Source organism: Lichenibacterium minor (genome assembly GCF_004137685.1).
Taxonomy (GTDB): Bacteria; Pseudomonadota; Alphaproteobacteria; order Rhizobiales; family Beijerinckiaceae; genus Lichenihabitans; species Lichenihabitans minor.
Genome location: NZ_QYBB01000003.1, coordinates 120,569 through 140,944 on the forward strand (window position 1 = coordinate 120,569; position 20,376 = coordinate 140,944).

At 72.3% G+C, this 20,376-nt stretch carries 17 protein-coding genes; 6 read left to right on the forward strand and 11 right to left on the reverse strand.

Going from position 1 to position 20,376, the window contains the following annotated elements; translation table 11 throughout:
* Positions 1-3: 3 nt before the first annotated feature.
* From pyrB to D3273_RS04720, 5 genes are all read right to left on the reverse strand, one after another.
* Positions 4-936, reverse strand: coding sequence for an aspartate carbamoyltransferase (pyrB, locus tag D3273_RS04700; RefSeq protein ID WP_129224001.1), 933 nt, complete (start codon positions 934-936; stop codon positions 4-6).
* 108 nt (positions 937-1,044) lie between these two features.
* Positions 1,045-1,782 (reverse strand): hypothetical protein, encoded by a 738-nt coding sequence (locus D3273_RS04705; protein ID WP_129224003.1) that lies wholly within the window; start codon positions 1,780-1,782, stop codon positions 1,045-1,047.
* Complete coding sequence (pyrF, locus tag D3273_RS04710) at positions 1,779-2,636, reverse strand: orotidine-5'-phosphate decarboxylase (protein WP_207210684.1); 858 nt, start codon at positions 2,634-2,636, stop codon at positions 1,779-1,781. Before pyrF ends, D3273_RS04705 begins: the two co-directional genes overlap by 4 nt.
* Complete coding sequence (locus tag D3273_RS04715; protein ID WP_165359376.1) at positions 2,633-3,712, reverse strand: amidohydrolase family protein; 1,080 nt, start codon at positions 3,710-3,712, stop codon at positions 2,633-2,635. Before D3273_RS04715 ends, pyrF begins: the two co-directional genes overlap by 4 nt.
* Positions 3,709-4,614 (reverse strand): beta/alpha barrel domain-containing protein, encoded by a 906-nt coding sequence (locus tag D3273_RS04720; RefSeq protein ID WP_165359377.1) that lies wholly within the window; start codon positions 4,612-4,614, stop codon positions 3,709-3,711. The genes D3273_RS04715 and D3273_RS04720 overlap by 4 nt, the downstream gene beginning before the upstream one ends.
* A gap of 241 nt (positions 4,615-4,855) precedes the next feature.
* On the opposite strand from D3273_RS04720, the gene ada reads away from it, so the two are divergent.
* Positions 4,856-5,932, forward strand: coding sequence for a bifunctional DNA-binding transcriptional regulator/O6-methylguanine-DNA methyltransferase Ada (ada, locus tag D3273_RS04725; protein WP_245500991.1), 1,077 nt, complete (start codon positions 4,856-4,858; stop codon positions 5,930-5,932).
* A 4-nt stretch (positions 5,933-5,936) separates the two neighbouring features.
* On the opposite strand, the gene D3273_RS04730 is transcribed toward ada, so the two are convergent.
* Positions 5,937-6,689 carry an isocitrate lyase/PEP mutase family protein gene (locus D3273_RS04730; RefSeq protein ID WP_129224010.1) on the reverse strand — a complete coding sequence of 251 codons (753 nt, stop codon included), beginning with the start codon at positions 6,687-6,689 and terminating at the stop codon, positions 5,937-5,939.
* Between the two features lie 270 nt (positions 6,690-6,959).
* Here D3273_RS04730 and D3273_RS04735 point away from each other — a divergent pair, with 270 nt between their 5' ends.
* Positions 6,960-8,537 carry a gamma-glutamyltransferase family protein gene (locus D3273_RS04735; protein WP_245500992.1) on the forward strand — a complete coding sequence of 526 codons (1,578 nt, stop codon included), beginning with the start codon at positions 6,960-6,962 and terminating at the stop codon, positions 8,535-8,537.
* 23 nt (positions 8,538-8,560) lie between these two features.
* On the opposite strand, the gene D3273_RS04740 is transcribed toward D3273_RS04735, so the two are convergent.
* Together D3273_RS04740 and D3273_RS04745 are read right to left on the reverse strand one after the other, a co-directional pair.
* Positions 8,561-10,384 (reverse strand): aminopeptidase P family protein, encoded by a 1,824-nt coding sequence (locus D3273_RS04740; RefSeq protein WP_129224012.1) that lies wholly within the window; start codon positions 10,382-10,384, stop codon positions 8,561-8,563.
* 162 nt (positions 10,385-10,546) lie between these two features.
* Positions 10,547-12,949 carry a transketolase gene (locus D3273_RS04745; protein WP_129224014.1) on the reverse strand — a complete coding sequence of 801 codons (2,403 nt, stop codon included), beginning with the start codon at positions 12,947-12,949 and terminating at the stop codon, positions 10,547-10,549.
* 143 nt (positions 12,950-13,092) lie between these two features.
* Here D3273_RS04745 and thiD point away from each other — a divergent pair, with 143 nt between their 5' ends.
* A complete protein-coding gene (thiD, locus tag D3273_RS04750; protein ID WP_129224016.1) occupies positions 13,093-13,914 on the forward strand; it encodes a bifunctional hydroxymethylpyrimidine kinase/phosphomethylpyrimidine kinase in 822 nt (273 codons plus the stop codon).
* Positions 13,911-14,999 carry a ferrochelatase gene (gene hemH / locus D3273_RS04755; RefSeq protein ID WP_129224018.1) on the forward strand — a complete coding sequence of 363 codons (1,089 nt, stop codon included), beginning with the start codon at positions 13,911-13,913 and terminating at the stop codon, positions 14,997-14,999. Before thiD ends, hemH begins: the two co-directional genes overlap by 4 nt.
* A 69-nt stretch (positions 15,000-15,068) precedes the next feature.
* Here hemH and D3273_RS04760 read toward each other — a convergent pair whose 3' ends face one another.
* Positions 15,069-15,722 (reverse strand): transglycosylase domain-containing protein, encoded by a 654-nt coding sequence (locus tag D3273_RS04760; protein ID WP_129224020.1) that lies wholly within the window; start codon positions 15,720-15,722, stop codon positions 15,069-15,071.
* Positions 15,723-15,911: 189 nt separating this feature from the next.
* Between D3273_RS04760 and rsfS the strand changes: the two genes are divergently transcribed.
* Positions 15,912-16,259 (forward strand): ribosome silencing factor, encoded by a 348-nt coding sequence (rsfS, locus tag D3273_RS04765; protein ID WP_245501002.1) that lies wholly within the window; start codon positions 15,912-15,914, stop codon positions 16,257-16,259.
* Positions 16,260-16,268: 9 nt separating this feature from the next.
* Entirely contained in the window at positions 16,269-16,751 is a 483-nt protein-coding gene (gene rlmH, locus D3273_RS04770; protein ID WP_129224022.1) for a 23S rRNA (pseudouridine(1915)-N(3))-methyltransferase RlmH, read from the forward strand.
* A gap of 17 nt (positions 16,752-16,768) precedes the next feature.
* Here the strand turns inward: rlmH and D3273_RS04775 are convergent, their stop codons facing one another.
* Together D3273_RS04775 and dnaA are read right to left on the reverse strand one after the other, a co-directional pair.
* Positions 16,769-17,593, reverse strand: coding sequence for a lytic murein transglycosylase (locus D3273_RS04775; protein ID WP_129224024.1), 825 nt, complete (start codon positions 17,591-17,593; stop codon positions 16,769-16,771).
* 185 nt (positions 17,594-17,778) lie between these two features.
* A complete protein-coding gene (gene dnaA / locus D3273_RS04780; RefSeq protein WP_129224025.1) occupies positions 17,779-19,323 on the reverse strand; it encodes a chromosomal replication initiator protein DnaA in 1,545 nt (514 codons plus the stop codon).
* Positions 19,324-20,376 lie beyond the last annotated feature (1,053 nt).

The following is a 20,376-nucleotide window of genomic DNA, read 5'->3' on the forward strand; positions in this document are numbered from 1 at the left end:
CGATCAGCCGCACACCATCTGGAAGAGGGCGGTGCGGAGCGGCGGGCCGTAGTCGGCTTGGCGGAAATAGGCTGCCTGCGGCAGCGGATCCACGTCGAGCGCGATCTCCTCGTTGCGCGGCAGCGGGTGGAGGATGCGCGCCGAGGCGCGCATGCGCTTCGCCGTCGGCAGGTCGAGCACGAAACGGTCCTTGACGGACTGGAACATGGCCTCGTCGGTGAACCACTCCTTCTGGGGGCGGGTCATGTACAGGATGTCGACCCGCGGCACGAGGTCCGACCAGTCGTCGGTTTCGGTGTAGGGCACGCCCGCGCGGTCGAGCGCGTCGCGCACGTCGGCGCCGACGCGCAACTCCGGCACGGACACGAAATGCACCTTCGCGCCGGGGCACTGGATCAGCAGCGTCACCAGCGAACGGACGGTCCGGCTGTAGCGGCAGTCGCCCACGAAGGCGATCTCGACGTCCGACGTGCGGCCGAGCTCGCGCTCGATGGTGTACAGGTCGAGCACCGCCTGGGTCGGGTGCTGGCCCGCGCCGGATCCCGCGTTGAACACCGGCACGTCGAGGCCGAGCCGCTCGAAGTTGCGGGCCACGACATAGGGCGCGTCCTCGTCGTGGTGGCGCAGCACCAGGGCCTTGGGCCGGTAGCCGCCGACGATGCGGGTCGTGTCCTCCAGGATCTCGCCCTTCGCGGCCGAGGAGAACTTCCCCGCGTCTTCGGTGTAGATCACCTGCGCGCCGAGGCGGATGGCGGCGAGCTGGAACGACATGCGGGTGCGGGTGGAGGGCTGGTAGAACAGCATCACCACGGCCTCGTCGCGGAAGATCGGCTCGGGCCGGGCGTCGAGCAGGCGCGTGGTCCGGTCGGCCAGTTCGGCGAAGATTTCGGGCGTGAAGATCCCGGCTTCGAGGATGGATCGTCCCTTGAGCGACATGAGCGTGGTCCCGCGGCGTCTCGACTGGCCGCTCCCTGTGCCACGCGCGCGCCGAAAAGGACACCATCGGGGGGTGGAAAGCGTCGGCGGGAGACCGGTCGGCGCCCCCTACCCCGGCCCGGCGCCCGCCATCGCGGCCGCGAGGCGCGGCCAGTCCTTCTTCGGGCTCCAAACCACGTTCAGCGCCGACACGTCCGCCGCCACCGCGGGATCGTCCTGGGCGAACTGGCCGAAGGGCTTGCGCACCACGGCGACCACCGGCAGCACCTGCCCGGCCCGCGGCTCGTAGGCGTCGCCGACCGTTTCCGACCGGTTGAGGAAGCACAGGATCCCGGCGACCTGGGCGCCGTAGCCTTCGATCTGCGCCACCAGCTTGGCGGTCGTCGAGAAGTTGTTGCACACGTCCTCGACGATGAACCAGCGCTCGCCGCGCTCGGGCTCGTGGCGCGAGAACACCATGTCGGAACTCTCGCGCGCCGTCGCCGAGGCGGCGGCCGTCACCTTCTTCTCGGGGTAGATGTAGCTCCGCCCCGCTTCGAGCGCGAGCTGGTAGGCGAAGGCCTTGCCGCCCTCGGGCGCCCCGATGAAGCCGGCCGCGCCCGCGACGTCGATGCCACGGCCCTCCGCGAAGGCCAGCAGCCGGCGCGCGAACACCTGCAGCAGCGCCGGGCGCCGCTCCGCCCGGGCGAAGTTGACGTAGACTTCGCCGACGTACTGCCGCCCCGCCGCGTCCTTGCCGGCGTAGCCCACGAGCGGTCCGGCGCGCCGGCCCGCGGCGTCGCGCGGCGCCTCGTAGAAGGCGCCGGCGTCGCGCATCAGGTCGAGGGGGTCGGCGTCGAGGGTCATCGGTTGAAGCTCTGGATCTCGCCGGTGAGGCGCAGGGTTTCGGCGCGGGCGGCATCGGCGAAGTCCGCGCCCGCACCCGCGTAGATGATGCCGCGCGACGCGTTCACGACCATGCCGCGGCCGCGCGCGTCGCGCCCCGCCTCGACGGTGAGGCGCACGTCGCCGCCCTGCGCGCCGACGCCGGGGATGAGGATCGGCATGTCGCCGACGATGGCCCTCACGGCGGCGAGTTCGGCCGGATAGGTGGCGCCGACCACGACGGCGCAGTTGCGGTTCCCGTTCCAATGGTCGGCGACGCGGCGCGCCACGGCGCGGTACAGCGGCTCGCCGCCGACCGCGAGGTCCTGGAACTCGCCGCCGCCGGGGTTGGAGGTGCGGACGAGGACGATCGTCCCGCGGTCGGCGCGGTCGAGGAACGGCCGGAGCGATTCGGCGCCGAGATAGGGGTGCACCGTGATGGCGTCGGCGCCGAGCCGGTCGAAGGCGTCCTCGACGTAGCCGGCGTTGGTGGAGCCGATGTCGCCGCGCTTGGCGTCGTAGATCACCGGCACGTCGGGCGCCGCCGCCCGGATGTGGCGCATGACGGCGCCCAGCGCCGCGACCCCGGGGGCCCCGAAGCGCTCGAAGAAGGCGGCGTTGGGCTTGAACGCGCAGGCGAGGTCGGCGGTGGCGTCGACGATCGCGGTGCAGAACCGCAGCACCGCCCCGGCCTTGGCGTCGTCGGACGGCTCGGCGCCGGCGGCGGCGCGCAGCGAGGCGGGCAGCCGGTCCCAGTCGGGATCGAGCCCGACCGAAACGAACAGCCCGGCGTCCCAGCGCGCGTCGAGCAGCGCGCGGAAGTCGCGCCCGCTCACGCCCTCACCCGCCACTTCAGCGTTTCGCCGGCGCACATCGGCACCACGCTGTCGCCCATCCCGGTCGCCTCCACCTCGGCGGGCACCACCCAGGGCTCCTCGACCAGCGTCACGCTTTCCGCGTTGAGGTCGTAGCCGTAGAAGCGCGCGCCGTGTTCGCTCAGGAACGGGTCGAGGCGGTCGAGCTGGCCTTCGCGGTCGAACAGGTCGACCAGCAGCGGCAGGGCCGCCATGGTGTTCCACACCCCGCAGGCCGAGCCCTCGGCCTCCTTGCGGCGGCGGAGGTGGGCGGCGTCGTCGCCGCCGTAGAAGAAGCGCGGGTGGCCCGACAGGACGACCTCGTTCAGCGCCGCGCGGTCGTCGCGCCACTTCGGCTGGGGCTTGCAGCCGTGGTGGACGCGCATCAGCCCGCCGCTGGCCTTCGAATAGCCGAGCACGTCGTCCACCGTGGTGAACAGGTGGTGCACCGTGACCGAAGCGCCGACGCCGTCGCCCTGCGCCTTCACCCAGTCGACGGCGGCGCGGCTGGTGATGTGCTCCATCGTCAGCTTCAGCTTCGGGAAGCGCGCGCGGATGCGGTCGAGGATGGCGGTGAAGCCCGCCTCCTTGTTCAGCCCCTCGATGTCGTCGCTCGGGTGCTCGCCGTGGAACTGGACGATGAGCCCGCAGTCCTGCGCGGCTTCGAGCGCCGGGTAAATCTTGTCGTAGTCCTGCACGCCGTTGCCGGAATGCGTGGTGACCATGAAGGGATACACCTTGCCGATGCCGACGCCCTTCGATCGCGCGTCGCGCACGGTGGCGCCGGGCGTGGTTTCCGTGATCTGGATGGTCATCACGGGATCGACCGTCGTGGCCGGGTCGTGGGCGCGGGCGCGCTCCAGGATGGCGTCGCGATACCAGACCGCGCGGTCGCCGGTGAGCACGGGCGGCGTGATGTTGGGCTCGGCCACGATGCGGCGGCGCCAGCCGCTGTCCAGGAACACCGGCACCAGGAAATCGAGCATCGGGCCGTCGCGGAAATGCGCGTGCCAGTTGTCGGGGGCGCGGAGGCGGATCGTGCGGGGTTCGGTGGTCAAGCGGCCTGTCTTTCGGCGAGGGGTGTGGCGGCGCGGCGCGCCAGGTCGCGCTTGACGATGCGGGTGGGCAGCCAGGGCGCGCGGAAATGGATGGCGCCGTAGCCGACGGCGCGGGCGCCGAGCGCGCGAACGCGCTCGAGGTCGTCGAACTGCATCACCGAGGGCGCGATGACGGGCAGCGCGCCGTCTTCCGCGATCTCGCGCACGGCGCGCCAGTTCAGCGCCTGCGCGGGCCGGCCGGACACGCCGCCCCCGCCCCCGCCGACGCGCTTCTCCAGCCGCCACAGGGGGCTGCGCCCGTCGGGGTACACCTGTTCCCAGGGCACGCTGTTCAGCGCGATGGCTTCGGCGAGGCCCTTCAGCCCGCGCGCGATGGCGAGGTAGTCCTGGCTCGTCGACACCTTGACGATGACGGGATGGCGCGACACGCGCTTCACGGCGTCGACGCCCGCGACGACCTGGCCGGCGTTGCCGAGCGCGTGGCCGGTGTTGGGGCACGACGGGTTGACCTCCAGCGCCGCCAGCGGGAACCGGTCGAGCTTCGCCGCCATCTCGCCGAGCTCGTCGTCGTCGCCGAAGATCGACACCACGGTCTTCACGCGCCCGTAGTCGAGCTTCGGGGCGACATCGCGGAGCCACCAGTCGAAGCCGGGGTTCGTCAGGCCGACCTTGTTGACCGAGCCGCCGGGCACCAGGCGCACGCAGGTCCAGGGCTTGTAGAGCTTGAGGTTGCCCTCGCGCGGATGGCGCGTCAGCGTCTTCAGCACCACGGTGAACAGGTCGGGGCGGATGAGGCCCGACGCCACCATGGCGCGCTGCCACGGCCAGCCGCGCCCGTCGAAGGCGAGCGAGCCGCTCGACACGACGTGGTCGAGGGCGTGGCCGTTGGACAGTCTGATCATCGCGGCCTCGGCGCGGACGGGGTCGGGACGGGATAGCAGGTCGAGGGCGAAAGCTGAACCCCGTCTCCGCCCTCGGCCGGTCGACGGTCCTGCGGTCGCCGCGGCGCGCCGGGCTGGCCGTCGCGGGCCCGTGCCTCGTCGCCGTCCGCCGAACACGGATTCGACAGCAAGGGACGGGGTGCGACGGCGAGCGGCGTGCCCTATGCCGGTCCCCGACGAACTCTCCGCCCGGAGCCGCCCCATGCCCCTGCCGCAGACCATCCCGGACTCCGACGCCGCCCGCTGGGCCGCCGTTTCGGCGCGCGACGCATCGGCGGACGGCGCCTTCGTCTATTCCGTCCGCACCACGGGCGTGTTCTGCCGCCCGTCCTGCCCGTCCCGCGCGGCGAAGCGCGGCAACGTCGCCTTCCACGCCGACGCCGCCGCGGCGCGGGCCGCCGGCTTCCGCCCCTGCCTGCGCTGCCGGCCGGACGACGAAGCCCAGGCCGAGCGCCGCGCGGCCCTGGTGCTCAGCGCCTGCCGCGCCATCGACGCCACGTCGGACGCCGCCGACGACGCGCCCGACCTCGGCGCCCTGGCGCGCGACGCGGGGCTCAGCCGGTTCCACTTCCACCGCCTGTTCAAGGCCGAGCTCGGCGTGACCCCCAAGGCCTATGCGGCGGCGCGTCGCGCGGCACGCACCGCGGAAGCGCTCGCCGGGGCCGGCACCGTGACCGAAGCCATCTACGAGGGCGGCTTCGGGTCCAGCGGCCGCTTCTACGCGGCGGCCCCGGCCCGGCTCGGCATGGCGCCCTCGGCGCGGCGGCGCGGCGGCGGCGGCGAAACCCTGCGCTTCGCCGTGGGCCAGTGCTCGCTCGGCGCCGTCCTGGTGGCCGCCACCGCCAAGGGCGTCGCCGCCATCACGCTCGGCGACGACCCGGACGCGCTCGTGGCGGACCTGCAGGACCGTTTCCCCGCGGCGACGCTCGTCGGGGGCGAACCCGGCTTCGAAGCCACCGTCGCCGCCGTGGTGGGCCTCGTCGAGGCGCCGCGGACGGGGCTCGCCCTGCCGCTCGACATTCGCGGCACGGCCTTCCAAGAGCGCGTGTGGCAGGCGCTGCGCTCGATCCCCGCCGGCACGACGCTGAGCTACGCCGAGGTGGCGGAGCGGCTCGGCACGCCCAAGGCCGTGCGCGCCGTCGCGGGCGCCTGCGCCGCCAACGCCATCGCGGTGGCGATCCCCTGCCACCGCGTGGTCAGGACCGGGGGCGGGCTGTCGGGCTACCGCTGGGGCGTCGAGCGCAAGCGGGCGCTGCTGGCGCGGGAAGCGCAGGACTGACCGCTCACGGCAGCCGCCCCTCGGCGGCGAGCCGGCCCACGAAACCGTCGAAGGCGCCGTAGGTCGCCTGGGCCAGCGCCACCCCGACGCTGACCCGGCGCACGCCGACCCCTGCCATCTCGGCGACCGAAAGGCCCGTGCCGGTGAGGTTGGCATTGACCGGGAGGTCCACGGCGCGGACCAGGTGGGCGACGGCGTCGAGCGTCCTCAGGCCTGGGGCGTAGAGGCAGTCCGCCCCGGCTTCGCCGTAGGCCCGCAGGCGGCGCACCACCTCGCCCATGTCGAGCGGATCCATCAGGTAGGCTTCGCAGCGGCCGACCAGCACCACGTCGGCGCCCGTGCGGTCGACGGCGGCGCGGGCGGCCCGCATCCGCGCCACCGCGGCCTCGACGGGGATCAGCGCGGCACCGGCGCGGTCCTCGATCGACAGGCCGGCGACGCCGGTGCCGACGCAGCGCGCCACGTTGGCGGCGACGCCGTCCGGCGTGTCGGCGAAGCCCGCCTCGAAGTCGGCGTTCACCGGCAGGTCGGTGACGCCGCACAGGAAGCGCAGGTGGTCGAGCACCTGATCGACCCCCATGGCGCCGTCCTCCACCCCCAGCACCCAGGCGGCGCCGGCGCTGGTCGAGGCGAGGGCCCGGAAGCCCGCCTTCGCGCAACGGAGCGCCGTGCCGCCGTCCCACGGGTTGGGCAGGACGAAGCAGCCCGCCCGGTGGAGGTCGCGGAAGGCGGCGCGTCGGGCGTCGAGGTCGGTCATGGACGTCGGCTCCTCCGTCGTGGCGCCAGTTTAGGGCAGATCGCGATCGGGTCGAGCCGCCCGATCGCGTGAAGAGGCCCGCAAAGACAGAAACCCGGAGGGGGTGGCGCGAGCCGAGGCGAGCCGCGACAGCTCCCGCGCCCGCGCGCGCGCCGGTGGCGCTTCGTCCGGGGTCGCCGTGCGGCGGCGTGATTGCATGCGATCCGCTGGACAGGACGCCAGCCGGATCTAAACTCCCGGCCGACCCGCTCCAGCCGAAAGCCCCTGCCCTTGCGCCCCTTCAACCCCATCGACCGCTCCCTCGCCGTGGGCTCCAACGGCATGGCGGCGACCTCGCACCCGCTGTCCACCCTGACCGCCATCGAGACCCTCAAGGCCGGCGGCAACGCCATGGACGCCGCCATCGCGGCCGTGGCGGTGCAGTGCGTGGTCGAGCCCGCCATGACGGGGCTCGGCGGCGACTGCTTCGCCCTGTTCGCCCCCCGCGGCGGCCTGCCGGTGGCGTTGAACGGCTCGGGCCGGGCGCCCGCCGCCGCCACGGCGGAGCATTTCGCCGAGCGCGGCATCACCGCCCCGGCGCCGACGTCGCCCCATGCCGTGACGGTGCCGGGCTGCGTCGACGCCTGGGTGAAGCTCAACGCCGACCACGGCACCAAGCCGCTGGATGAGCTGCTGCGCCCGGCCATCGGCATCGCCGAGGAGGGCTTCCGCGTGACGCCCCGGGTCGCCTTCGATTGGATCAACAACACGGCCCGGCTCGAAGCCGATGCCGACGCGCGCGACCGGTTCCTGCCGGGCGGGCGGGTGCCCGCGGAGGGCGACCTGTTCCGCATGCCGGCCCTGGCCGAAACCCTTCGGGCGGTCGCCCGCCGGGGCCGGGCCGGCTTCTACGAGGGCGAGGTCGCGGACGGCATCGTGGCGAAGCTGCGGTCCCTGGGCGGGCTGCACACGGCCGCGGACTTCGACGCGCAGCGCGCCGAAGCGGTCGACCCGATCGCGACGCGCTTCCGGGGCCACGACGTGTACGAGTGCCCGCCGAACGGCCAGGGGCTGATCGCGCTGATGATGCTGCGCCTGGCCGAGAAGCTCGACCTCGCGTCGGCCACCGAGGCCGACCGCGTCCACCTCCTCGCCGAGATCACCAAGGCGGCCTACCTGGCGCGCGACACCTACCTGGCCGACCCGCGGCAGGTGGCGGTGCCGGTCGAGGCGCTGCTGTCGGACGCCTGGGCCGACAGCATCCTGCCGCGCATCGACCGGCGGCGGGCCCAGCCGCCGGTGTTCTCCGACGAGGTGCCGCACCGCGACACGGTGTGCCTGTCGGTGGTCGACCGGGACCGCAACTGCGTGTCCTTCATCAACTCGATCTTCAACAGCTTCGGCAGCGGCATCTACGTCCCGGCGAGCGGCATCCTGCTGCACAACCGCGGTTTGTCGTTCCGCTTCGCGCCGGGCCACGCCAATTCCATCGCGCCGGGCAAGCGGCCCCTGCACACGATCATCCCCGGCATGGTGTGCCGGGACGGGCGGGCCGTGATGCCCTTCGGCGTGATGGGCGGGCAGTACCAGGCGACGGGCCACGTCGACTTCCTAAGCAACGTCCTCGGCCGCGGCCTCGACCCGCAGGACGCCAGCGACACGCCGCGCACCTTCGCCACGGAGGGCGTGCTGCAGGTGGAGCCGACGCTGCGGCCCGACGTGGTCGAGGACCTCCGCGCGCGCGGCCACGTCATCGCGGTGCAGACGACGCCCATCGGCGGCTGCCAGTCCGTGCTGATCGACGAGGCCCGCGGCGCCCTGTTCGGCGGCTCGGACCACCGCAAGGACGGCATCGCGCTGGGGTACTAAAGCGTGATCCGGCCGGGGATCCTTCACCCGTCCCGCAGCGGCCGCGTCGCGCCGTCGAGCCAAGCGCGGACGTCCGGCTCGACGAGCGGCCCGACGATCTCGCGCACCCGTGCATGGTACTCGTCGATCCAAAGCTCCTCGTCGGGCGTGAGCAGGTGGCGGGCGACGAGATCGCGCTGGATGGGCGCGAAGGTCAGCGTTTCGAAGCCCAGCATGGGCCGCTCGCCGCCCTCGATCGGGCGGGGCTCGACGAGGATCAGGTTTTCGATGCGGATGCCCCAGGCGCCCGCGCGGTAGAGCCCCGGCTCGTTCGACAGGATCATGCCCTCGGCGAGCGGGGTCGTGCCGGTCTTGGCGATGCGCTGCGGCCCCTCGTGCACCGACAGGTAGGAGCCGACGCCGTGGCCGGTGCCGTGGTCGAAGTCGAGCCCCGCCCGCCACAGGTGCTCGCGCGCGAAGGGGTCGAGCTGCGCGCCCGTGGTGCCGGGCGGGAACACCGCGCGCGCGATGGCGATGTGCCCCTTCAGCACGCGCGTGAAGCCGTCGACGAAGGCGGGTTCGGGCGGGCCGACGCAGAGCGTGCGGGTGATGTCGGTCGTGCCGTCCTCGTATTGCCCGCCGCTGTCGATGAGGAACACGCCGGGCCCCACGGCGAGGTTCGACGCCGCAGAGACGCGGTAGTGGGGGATGGCGGCGTGCGGGCCGAAGCCCGCGATGGTGGGAAAGGACACGTCCTTCAACGCCCCGGTGTCGCGGCGGAAGGTTTCGAGCGCCGCGCAGCAGGAAATCTCGGTCAGGGTTCCCGTGGGCGCTTCGCGCTCGAACCAGTGGAGGAAGCGCGCGACCGCGGCGGCGTCGCGGCGGTGGGCATCGCGCGAGCCCTGGCGCTCGGCGTCGCTCTTCGCGGCCTTCATCAGCGCGATCGGGTCGGCGCCGACCTCGGCGTCGCCGCCGGCGGCCTTCAAGGCTTCCACGAGGCGGTGCGGCACCGTGGCGGCGTCGAACCGCAGGCGCCGGCCTTCGCGGCCCAGGGCGTCGAGGGCGGCGACGAGGCCGGCGGGGTCGGCGACCTCGGCCGAGCCTTCCAGGACGTCGCGGACGCGGTTCGACAGCTTGGCGCCGTCGACATAGAGGATCGGCCGGCCCGCCTTCGGCACCAGCGCGTAGCTCATCGGCAGCGGCGTGTGGCTCACGTCGGCGCCCCGCATGTTGAACAGCCAGGCGACGGCGTGGGGGTCGCTGACCAGCAGCGTTTCACCGTCGCGCAGCGCATCGCGGACGGCGGCCACCTTGGCGGCGCGGTCCTGCCCGGCGAGGTGCTCGGGGTGGAGCGACACGGCGCCCTTGGGGGCGGCGGGGCGGTCGTGCCACACGGCGTCGATCGGGTTGCCGTCGACCGGCACGAGCGTCGCCCCCGCCCCCGCGGCGGCGCGGGCGAGGCGTTCCACCTGCGCGGGCGTGTGCAGCCAGGGGTCGAAGCCGATCCGCTGCCCGTCGCGCAGCCGTTCGCCGAGCCAGGCTTCGGGCGGATGGTCGACCAGCGGCTGGGGGGAGAAGGCCTGCGTGTCGATCTGCCCGCGGACCTGGACGGTGTAGCGCCCGTCGACGAAGACGGCGGCCTCGTCCATCAGCACGGCCGCGGTGCCGGCCGAGCCGGTGAAGCCGGTGAGCCAGGCGAGGCGCTCGGCCGCGGGGGGCACGTATTCGTTCTGGTGCTCGTCGGCGCGGGGCACCACGAAGCCGTCGAGGCCGCGGCGCGCGAGTTCGGCGCGCAGCGCTGCGAGGCGGGCCGGGCCCTGGCTCGGGTCGGCGCTGTCCTCGAAGGATTGGAAGCGGGCTTCGAACATGGCGGCGTCCTCGGACGGGATCGCAAAGGGCGCGCCCTTTGGCGGGTTGCAGGGCGGAGCCCCGGACGAGGCATCCTATACCAGCCGACATCGACGGTGGCTCGCCGATGTCGTCCTGTGCCCGGGCCGCCGGCCCCCGTGCGGCGAGCGGCAGGGCGCCCCTCAGCGCCCCTCGGGCAGCGCGTCCAGGTAGCGCGCCGGCCGGCCCTTCGCCGCCGCCTGCGCGGCATGCGCGATGGCGTTGGCGTCGATGCCGTGGTGGCGGTACAGGTCCGCCACCGTGCCGGTCTGGCCGAAATGCTCGACGCCGAGCGCCTTCACGCGGTGCCCCATCACCCCGCCGAGCCAGGCCAGGGTCGCCGGATGCCCGTCGATGACCGTCACGAGGCCGCAGTCGCGCGACAGCGGCGCCAGCAGCCGCTCGACGTGGGACAAGGCGTGGGCGTTGCCCCGCTGGCGCGCCCGCTCGGCCGCCTGCCAGCCGGAGTTCAGCCGGTCGGCCGAGGTCACCGCCAGCACGCCGATGTCGCGGAAGTCCTCGGCCAGCAGCCCCGCCGCCGCGATGGCGTCGGGCGCCACCGCCCCCTGGTAGGCGATGACGGCGCGGGCGTTGGGGCCCGGCGCCCGGAGCCAGTAGCCGCCCGACACGACGTCGCGCGCGAGCTCCGGTGCCATCGTCCGGCGGATCTGCTCGACGGGACGGGTCGACAGGCGGAGGTAGACCGAGCCGCCCGTCTCGTCGCGCAGCCAGTCACGCTCGTCGGGGTCGCCTTCGCCGTCGCGCTGCACGTAGTCGAAGCTCCAGCGCAGGATGGCGGCGAGTTCGTCGACGAAGGCGGGCTCGAAGGAGGACAGACCGTCCTGCGCCAGGCCGACGAGCGGCGTGCCGATGGATTGATGCGCGCCGCCTTCCGGCGCCAGCGTCACGCCGGACGGCGTCGCCACCAGGATGAAGCGGGCGTCCTGGTAGCAGGCGTAGTTCAGCGCGTCGGCGCCCCGGTAGATGAACGGGTCGTAGAGCGTGCCGATGGGGATCAGCCGCTCGCCGAACAGCGAATGCGACAGGCCCAGCGCCGACAGGCAGGTGAACAGGTTGGATTCGGCGATGCCGAGTTCCAGGTGCTGGCCCTTCGGCGAGAACTCCCAGGTGGCCGTGGAAGGGATGCGCTCGGATCTGAACGTGTCCGCCATGTCGGCCTTGGCGAAGAGCCCGCGCCGGTTGACGAAGCCGCTGAGGTTGGTCGACACGGTCACGTCGGGCGAGGTCGTCACGATCCGGTCGGCGATGGGCTCGCCCGAGCGCGCGAGGTCGGACAGGATGTTGCCGAAGCCCGCCTGCGTCGACATCGTCGGGGCCGCGTTGTAGGGCAGCGCCGCCGGGACGGGCACGCGCTCCGCTTCCAGCCGCCGCCGCCCGCCGCGCGCGAAGGGCACCGCGTCGAGAAAGGCGCGGAGCTCCGCTTCGGGCACGCCGGCGCCCTCGAAGGGGTCCCATTCGTGCCCCGGCCGCACGCCCATGCGGGCCTGGAACAGCTCGGTCTGCTTCGGCGTCATCAGCCCGGCATGGTTGTCCTTGTGGCCGGCGAGCGGCAGGCCGAACCCCTTGATCGTATAGGCGATGAAGCACGCCGGGCGCTCGTCGGAGCTTCGCGCCTCGAAGGCGTCGAGCAGCGTCGGCAGGTCGTGGCCGGCGAGGTTGGTCATCAGCCGCGCGAGGTCGTCGTCGTCGCGGGCGGCGATGAGGCGCGACACGTCGCCCCCATCCCCGATCTGGTCCGTGAGGCGCCGGCGCCACGCCGCGCCGCCCTGGAAGCACAGCGCGGAGTAAAGGCCGTTCGGGCAGGTGTCGATCCAGCGGCGCAGCGCTTCGCCGCCGGGTTCGGCGAAGGCCGCTTCCAGCAGCGTGCCGTATTTCAGCACCACCACGTCCCAGCCGAAGTTGGAGAAGATGGATTCGAAGCGCTCCCACAGGCCTTCGCGGATCACCGCGTCGAGGCTCTGCCGGTTGTAGTCGATCACCCACCAGCAGTTCCGCAGGCCGTGTTTCCAGCCTTCCAGCAGCGCTTCGAAGATGTTGCCCTCGTCCATCTCGCCGTCGCCGAGCAGGGCCACCATGCGGCCGGTCGGGCGCGGGGCCGCCCAGGGCTTGGCGCGGACGTAGTCCTGCACCAGCGACGCGAAGAGCGTCTGCGCCACGCCCAGGCCGACCGAGCCGGTCGAGAAGTCGACGTCGTCGACGTCCTTGGTGCGGCTTGGGTAGGACTGGGCGCCCTTGAAGCCGCGAAAGGTTTCCAGCTTGTCGCGGGTCTGGAGGCCGAACAGGTATTGCAGGGCGTGGAAGTTCGGCGACGCGTGGGGCTTCACCGCCACCCGGTCCTCCGGGCGCAGCACGGCGCCGTAGAGCGCCGTCATGATCGTGGCGAGCGAGGCCGAGGAGGCCTGGTGGCCGCCCACCTTGACGCCGTCGCCGTCGCGCAGGTGGTTGGCGGCGTGGATGGTCCAGGTCGCGAGCCACAACACCTTGCGCTCGATCGCTTGAAGGCAGCGCAGCCGCGGATCCGCCATCGTGTGTCCCCCCACCCCGGGCTTTTCGGACGAGGTGATCACCTTCCACGCCCCGACGCAACGGCCGGTGCCGATCCGTCCCGGCGCGGCGCGCCGCCCCGCCAGGGTTTCCGGGCCTCGGCCGTGGTGGTAGTCACATCCCCATGATCCCCAACCTCCTCTCCATCGCGGGCTCGGACCCGAGCGGCGGGGCCGGCATCCAGGCCGACCTGAAGACCTTCTCGGCGCTGGGCTGCTACGGCATGGCGGCCCTGACGGCGCTGACGGCGCAGAACACCCGCGGCGTTTCCGCCGTGCACGTGCCGCCGCCGGAGTTCCTGACGGCCGAACTCGACGCCGTCTTCGCCGACGTGCGGGTCGACGCCGTGAAGATCGGCATGCTGGCGACGGGCGACATGGTGCGGGCGGTGGCGCGATGCCTCGCCGCGCGTCCCGGCCTGCCGGTCGTGCTCGACCCCGTGCTGGTGGCGACGAGCGGCGACAGCCTGGGGGCGCCCGACGTGGTCGACGCGCTGGTCGAGCACCTCCTGCCGCTGGCCACGGTGATCACGCCGAACCTGCCCGAGGCGGCGCGCCTGTCGGGCCTGCCGGTGCCGGACGACGAGGACGCCATGCGGGCCGCCGCCCAGGGCCTGATGGCGCGGGGCGCCCGCGCCGTGCTGGTCAAGGGCGGCCATCTCGGGGGAGCCGACGCGGTCGACCTGCTCGTCGAGGGGCGCGAGATCCGCTTCTTCCACGCGCGGCGGATCGCCACGGCGAACACGCACGGCACCGGCTGCACCCTGTCCTCCGCCATCGCCTGCTATCTGGCGCGCGGCCTCGCGCTGGCCGATGCGGTGGACGCCGCCAAGAACTATCTCACGGGCGCCATCGCGGACGGCGCGAGCCTCGACGTGGGGGGCGGGCACGGCCCGGTCCACCACTTCCACGCCCTGTGGCCCGTCGGAGAAACAGAGGTTCGATGAACGTCCAGACCCGCATCGATCCCCTCGCCAAGCTTTATGCCGCGACGGGTCCCCTGCCGCCCGGCCACCCGGCCGTGAAGCCGCGCCGCATCGGCGTGCTGCTCACCAACCTCGGCACGCCGGATGCGACGGACTATTGGTCGATGCGGCGCTACCTGAAGGAGTTCCTGTGGGACCGCCGGGTCATCGAGGTGAACCGCGCCCTGTGGTGGGTCATCCTCAACGGCATCATCCTCACGGTCCGCCCCGGCAAGAAGGGCAAGGACTACGACACGATCTGGAACCGCGAGCGCGACGAAAGCCCGCTGAAGACGATCACCCGCTCGCAGACCGAGAAGCTGCAGGCGTCGGTCGCGGCCGGCCTGCTCGGCCCCGAGGGGGTCGACGTGCGGGTCGACTGGGGCATGCGCTACGGGAACCCGTCGGTGAAGTCGGCGCTGGAGCGGCTGCAGGCGGAGGGCTGCGACCGCATCCTGCTGGTGCCGCTGTATCCTCAATACGCCGCCGCGACCTCCGCCACGGCCTGCGACAAGGCCTTCGAGGCGCTGATGCAGATGCGCTGGCAGCCGGCGCTGCGGGTGGCCCCGCCCTACGCCGACGACCCCGACTACATCGCCGCGGTGGCGGACTCGATCGGCGAAGCCCTGTCGAAGCTCGACTTCGAGCCCGAGGTGATCATCGCGTCGTTCCACGGCGTGCCGAAGGAATACCTCCTCAAGGGCGACCCTTACCATTGCCAGTGCGCCAAGACGGCGCGGCTGATCCGCGAAAAGCTCGGCCTGAGCGCCGAAAAGTTCATGCTGACCTTCCAGTCGCGCTTCGGCAGCGCCGAATGGCTGCAGCCCTACACGGACGAGACCATCAAGGGCCTCGCCGCCAAGGGGGTGAAGCGTCTCGCCGTCGTGACGCCGGGCTTCTCGGCCGACTGCCTGGAAACCATCGAGGAGATCGGCGGCGAGAACGCCGAATATTTCCACCACGGCGGCGGCGAGAAGTTCGCCCGCATCGAATGCCTGAACGACAGCCCGGGCGGCATCCGCGTCATCGAATCGATCGTCCGGCGCGAGCTGATGGGCTGGATCTGAGGGGACCGGAAGGCCCCGCGGGGCCGGAACCGAGGCCCCGCGGGACGCGTCGCCGCGGCGGGACCCCGGTCACTCGACGCAGGCCACATGCGGGCCCGCGATGGGCTGCATGTCGAGGATGCGCCGCGCCAGCTGCCGGTGCCGGCGCGACGGCTGGACGACGCTGCGCAGCACCGGGTTCGGCAGCGCGGTGGCCAGCAGCGCGGCCTGCCGCGCCGTGAGGGCCGCGGCCGGCACGCGGAAATCGCGCTGCGCCGCCGCCTCGATGCCGTAGACCCCGTCGCCCCATTCGGCGACGTTGAGATAGGCTTCCAGCACCTTGCGCTTGCCCCAAAGGCCGTCGAGCAGGATCGCCAGCGGGATCTCCAGCGCTTTGCGGAGGTAGGACCGCCCCGGCCACAGGAACAGGTTCTTCGCCACCTGCATGGTCAGCGTGGAGGCGCCCCGCGAGGGCGCGCCGTCGCCGTCGCCGATCACCTCGCGCAGGGCGCCGAAATCGACCCCGTGTTCGCGGCAGAACTGCCCGTCTTCGGACAGGATCACGGAGGCGACGAGCTTCGGCGACACGGCGGACAGCGGCACCCAGCGGCGGTCGACGGGTTGGCCCAGCGCCCAGCGTGCCAGCATCAGCGTCGACACGGGGCGGATCGCGCTCTGCAGCGCCAACGCCGCCGCGCCCAGCAGGGCCGCCAGGATCGCGGCGCGGACGGCCCACCTCAGCATGCGGCGCGCCGGAGAACCCTGTCGGGCGAAAGAATCGTCACGGGCAGCCGTCTGCGCATTGAATCGTGCGGAACATTACCGCATCTTCGTATCGCACAGCCGTGCACCATCCGTTCAAACGGGACAGATCCACTGAACTCGACCCAGCTCGCGACCGCGGCCCAGCCGCTTCCCTCGGCCCCGAACGACCTGTCCGGGACCGATCCTCTGGTCCGGACGATACTCGACAGTCTCGACGATGCCAAAGCCGAGGACGTCGTGGCGATCGATCTCAGGGGCAAGACCTCCATCGCCGACACGATGGTGGTGGCGAGCGGCCGCTCGACCACGCACGTCAGCGCCATCGCCGACCGCCTCCTCCGCCAGTGCAAATCCGCCGGCACCTCGACGCGCGTCGAGGGCCTGAGCAACTGCGACTGGGTGCTGGTGGACGCCGGCGACGCCATCATCCACATCTTCCGCCCGGAAGTGCGCCAGTTCTACAACCTGGAAAAGATGTGGGGCGGCCTGCGGCCGGAGGAAGGCCACGCCGGCTGACGGCGCGCCGTGAGGCTCGTCCTCGCGGCCGTCGGCCGCATGAAGGCCGGCCCCGAGCGGGAACTGCTCGACCGCTATGTTTCGAGGGCCCGCGCGACCGCGCGGGCCCTCGGCGTTTCCAGCCTCGACCTGATCGAGGTCGACGAAGGGCGGGGCCGCTCGGCCGACGAGCGCCGGCGCGAGGAAGCGGCGGCCCTCGTGGCCCGGCTCCCGGCCGGGGCCGTCGTCATCGCGCTCGACGAGCGCGGGGCCTCGCTGACGAGCCCCGCCTTCGCGGGGCGGGTCGGCAGGATCATCGACGGCGGGGCGCCCGCGCTCGCCTTCGCGGTGGGGGGCCCGGACGGGTTCGACGAGGGTTTCAGGTCGGGCGCGCGGGAAGTGGTGAGCTTCGGCGCCGCCACCATGCCACACCAGCTGGTGAGGGTGGTGCTGGCCGAGCAGGTCTACCGCGCCGCGACGATCCTGACCGGCCATCCGTACCACCGGGCGTGACGCCCGGGGCTGGGTCCTTACTTGCTGGCCTCGTCGATGCGGGTCGCCAGCGCCGCGATGGTCTTGGAATAGACCGAGCTCGCGTTCCACTGCTGGATCACCGGGAAATTCGGCTCCCCGGGCTCCCAGCCCTGGCCGCGCTGCCAGCCGTAGGCCTGCAGGTACTTGGCCGTGGAGGCCAGCACGTCCGGCACGCTGTGGAGGAGGTCGCGGCGGCCGCTGCCGTCGAAGTCGACCGCGTATTTAATGTAGGAGGACGGCATGAACTGCGTTTGCCCGATCTCGCCCGCCCAGGCGCCGCGCATCGTGGCGGGGTTCAGGTCGCCGCGCTGGACGATGCGGAGCGCGTCGAGCAGTTCCGCGTGGAACTTGTCCGAGCGACGGCAGTCGTAGGCCAGCGTGGCGAGCGAACGGATCGTGTCGAACTTGCCGATGTTGACGCCGAAGTCGGTTTCGAGGCTCCAGATCGCCATGAGCACCGGACCCGGGACGCCGTACTGGGCCTCGATGCGCCCCAGCAGGCCGGCGTATTGGCGCACGCGGGCGGCGCCCGGCTTCACCCGCGGCGGCACCATGCGGTTCGAAAACTGCTCGAAGGTCTGGTGGAAGACGCCCTGGCCGCGGTCGTGCTGGATGGTGTTGCGGTCGTAGGTGACGCCGTCGAGCGCTTCGGAGATGACCCGGGGGGCGATGCCCTGCGATGCCGCTTCCTGCTTGAACGCGTCGAGCCAGGCCGGGAAGCCCGACGCGTCGTTGCCGCAGGACTGGGCGAAGGCTGGCGCCGCGCCGAGCAGCAGGGCCGCGACAAGGCCGGCGCGGGCGAGCGAAACGAAGGGGCGCATGGGACTCCTCGGCTAGAGCGGCCGTGCCGAGGTGGCCGGTCTCGCGGGTCGGGACGGGGATGCGACAGCCTCGGTGGCGCTTCCCGTCACGCCCGTCCCCTACACAACCCCGCGCCCGTTTGCACGCCCGATCTGGCGCGGGTCGAGCCCGCCGCCCGGGCGCTTCCGCCCGAGCCGCGACCGGGTCAGTCCTGCAGCAGGCGCTTCAGGAGCTCCAGTTCTTCGGCCAGCGTCGCCTCCTTGCCGCTCAGCGCCTCGATCTTGCGGACGGCGTGGAGCACCGTCGTGTGGTCGCGCCCCCCGAAGCGGCGGCCGATTTCGGGCAGCGAGCGCAGCGTCAGGGCCTTCGACAGGTACATGGCGATCTGGCGGGGGCGCACCACCACGGCGGTCCGGCGCGACGACAGGATGTCGGCGCGGCTGACGTTGTAATGGTTGGCGACGAGCTTCTGGATGTCCTCGATCTTGACGCGCTTGGGTTCGCGCGTCCGGACGAGGTCGCGGATCGCCGCTTCCGCGGTTTCGACCGTGTGGGCCGTGCCCGACAGCGTGGCATGCGCCATCAGCCGGTTCACGGCGCCGTCGAGGTCGCGACCGTTGGTGGCGATGGCGCGGGCCACGTAGCCCGTCACCGCCGGGGTCAGGGCGAAGCCCGGGTGCAGCGCCCGGGCCGCCACGACGCGGTTCTCCAGGATCTTCACCCGCAGCGCCTCGTCGAGCGTTTCCATCTCGACGCACAGGCCGCCGGCCAGGCGCGACCGCACCCGCTCGTCGAGCGCTTCGAGGTCGGACGGCGGGCGGTCCGCCGCCACGATGACCTGCCGGCCGTCGTCGATCAGCGCGTTCAAGGTGTGGCAGAACTCGGTCTGCGTCGCCTTGCCCTGCAGGAACTGCACGTCGTCGATGATCAGCACGTCGATGGCGCGCAGCTTCTCCTTGAAGGCGATGGAGGTCTGCGCCTTCAAGGCCGCCACGAAGCCGTACATGAACCGCTCGGCCGTGAGGTAGATCACGCGCCGCCCCGCTTCCGTCACCGCGTGGGCGGTGGCCTGGAGGAGATGCGTCTTGCCCAGGCCCACCGCCGCGTGGATGTAGAGCGGGCTATAGAGCGGCGGCGTGCCCGGCGCCGCCTCGGCGATGCGCTGCGCGGCCGCATAGGCGAGCTGGTTCGACCGGCCCACGACGAAGTTGTCGTAGGTCAGGCGCCGGTCCAGCGGCGAACCGCTGAGCGCGTCGGCGGGGGCGCCGGCCTGGCCAGCGCCGGACGCCTTGGCGTTCGGCTCCCACTTGGCCTGGGCGACGGCGCGGGGCGAGCCCGGCTTCGCTTCGGCGACGGCTTCCTCGACCACGGCCGGGGCCTTCGGGGCGGCGGCGCGCCCCGACGAGCGCAGGCTCACCACGCAGCGCTTCACCTCGGGCGCCTCGGCGGCCAGCGTGGAACACAGCTTGTCGACGTAATGCGACTGAATCCAGGTCTTCAGAAAGTTGGTCGGCACCGACAGATAGGCCGTGTCATCCTCGATGCGGTCGAGGTCGAGGCGGGCGAACCAGGCGCTGAACACCGCTTCACCGAGTTCGGCGCGCAGGCGGCGGCAAGCGTTGGACCATTGTTCGGTGCGGGGGGTGACGCTCTGCCCCCTCACGATCCCACGGGACGGCTGGAGCGAAGCGACGGTGACGGAGCTGTCGTCGGAATCCACGAAGCGGGTGGCATCGTTTCGCGCTGTCATGATGAATGGTGTTCTTTCTGGCGTGGGATGTGTGCCGCATCTCAGACCGAAAAGTCGTGTGTCGCCGGGCTCCCCGCGGGGGTTCCGGCCGTTCTCTGGTCGCCGTCGTCCGCCCTGCCTTCGAGTGGCCTTCCGAAGGCAGGGCGGACGACGGCGCGGCGTGCTCAGGGTGTCGGCGTCATCGCACCGGGATGGAGCATCCCGGATGGCCCGCCCCTCGACGCCATGCGCTTTTCTTGTGAGTCACCATAGAGCGCCCGGCCTCGGGCTTCCAATGATCGATCGGACTCTAGCAATATTCATTGAATCAAATGCGAACGCGGGTCGAAATCTCCAACATTGCTGACCGGGACGGCAGTTCAACCGAGTCATGACCGAAGCCATGGACCACGGCGGGCCGCGTCGCGATTCTGAGAAGTCTGCCGGGGCGGGCTGGAAGGCGGCGCCGCGGCCGTGAATTCAAGCTACATCCCGCCCCTGGGGCAGGCAACCGACTCCTGTCACGAAACGGTCGCGCCGCCCCGCACCTGTCCGATTCCGGGAAACGGCCCGCCTCCCGCCACAGTCCCTAACGGCCGCGATTCCAACGGGATAACCCCCGGCCGTTGTTGACATGCGACATTCGTGCAGCGCCGCTCGTGCAACTTCGGGCCGGCGCCGATTCCCGGAGGTCAATGGCGATCTCGAAGGGTTGAATCCGGGCTTTCATCGTAAACCGTTGGCAGCGTTACCGAATTTCTGCGCAGCCCTTATGGTTAACAAATCATTCCACAGTTATCGTAAACAGGCTGTTGATAACCGGGATCACCGCCTTGCGGCGCCGCGAACCGGCCCGTCCCCGTCGCGCGACGCATCGCCCCTTGGGCCGGGCCCCACGGCGGGAGGCACCCGCGCGCCGGACCGCCGCCGCCACAATCGGGGGGCGCCCGATCCGCCCTCCGGAACCGCGGGGCGGCTCGGTCCGACGCCGCCGGCCAGGGGTGACGGCGGGCACAGAACTCGCCCCGCCGGCTTGCGGGATGGCCGCGGCTCCAACAGGATCGGCCGGGACCG

Excerpts from the sequence above, each read along its gene's own strand:
- pyrB (WP_129224001.1), bottom strand. The coding sequence starts at position 936 with ATGTCGCTCAAGGGACGATCCATCCTCGAAGCCGGGATCTTCACGCCC.
- D3273_RS04705 (WP_129224003.1), bottom strand. The coding sequence starts at position 1,782 with ATGACCCTCGACGCCGACCCCCTCGACCTGATGCGCGACGCCGGCGCC.
- D3273_RS04720 (WP_165359377.1), bottom strand. The coding sequence starts at position 4,614 with ATGATCAGACTGTCCAACGGCCACGCCCTCGACCACGTCGTGTCGAGC.
- ada (WP_245500991.1), top strand. The coding sequence starts at position 4,856 with ATGCCCCTGCCGCAGACCATCCCGGACTCCGACGCCGCCCGCTGGGCC.
- D3273_RS04730 (WP_129224010.1), bottom strand. The coding sequence starts at position 6,689 with ATGACCGACCTCGACGCCCGACGCGCCGCCTTCCGCGACCTCCACCGG.
- D3273_RS04740 (WP_129224012.1), bottom strand. The coding sequence starts at position 10,384 with ATGTTCGAAGCCCGCTTCCAATCCTTCGAGGACAGCGCCGACCCGAGC.
- D3273_RS04745 (WP_129224014.1), bottom strand. The coding sequence starts at position 12,949 with ATGGCGGATCCGCGGCTGCGCTGCCTTCAAGCGATCGAGCGCAAGGTG.
- thiD (WP_129224016.1), top strand. The coding sequence starts at position 13,093 with ATGATCCCCAACCTCCTCTCCATCGCGGGCTCGGACCCGAGCGGCGGG.
- hemH (WP_129224018.1), top strand. The coding sequence starts at position 13,911 with ATGAACGTCCAGACCCGCATCGATCCCCTCGCCAAGCTTTATGCCGCG.
- D3273_RS04760 (WP_129224020.1), bottom strand. The coding sequence starts at position 15,722 with ATGCTGAGGTGGGCCGTCCGCGCCGCGATCCTGGCGGCCCTGCTGGGC.
- D3273_RS04775 (WP_129224024.1), bottom strand. The coding sequence starts at position 17,593 with ATGCGCCCCTTCGTTTCGCTCGCCCGCGCCGGCCTTGTCGCGGCCCTG.
- dnaA (WP_129224025.1), bottom strand. The coding sequence starts at position 19,323 with ATGACAGCGCGAAACGATGCCACCCGCTTCGTGGATTCCGACGACAGC.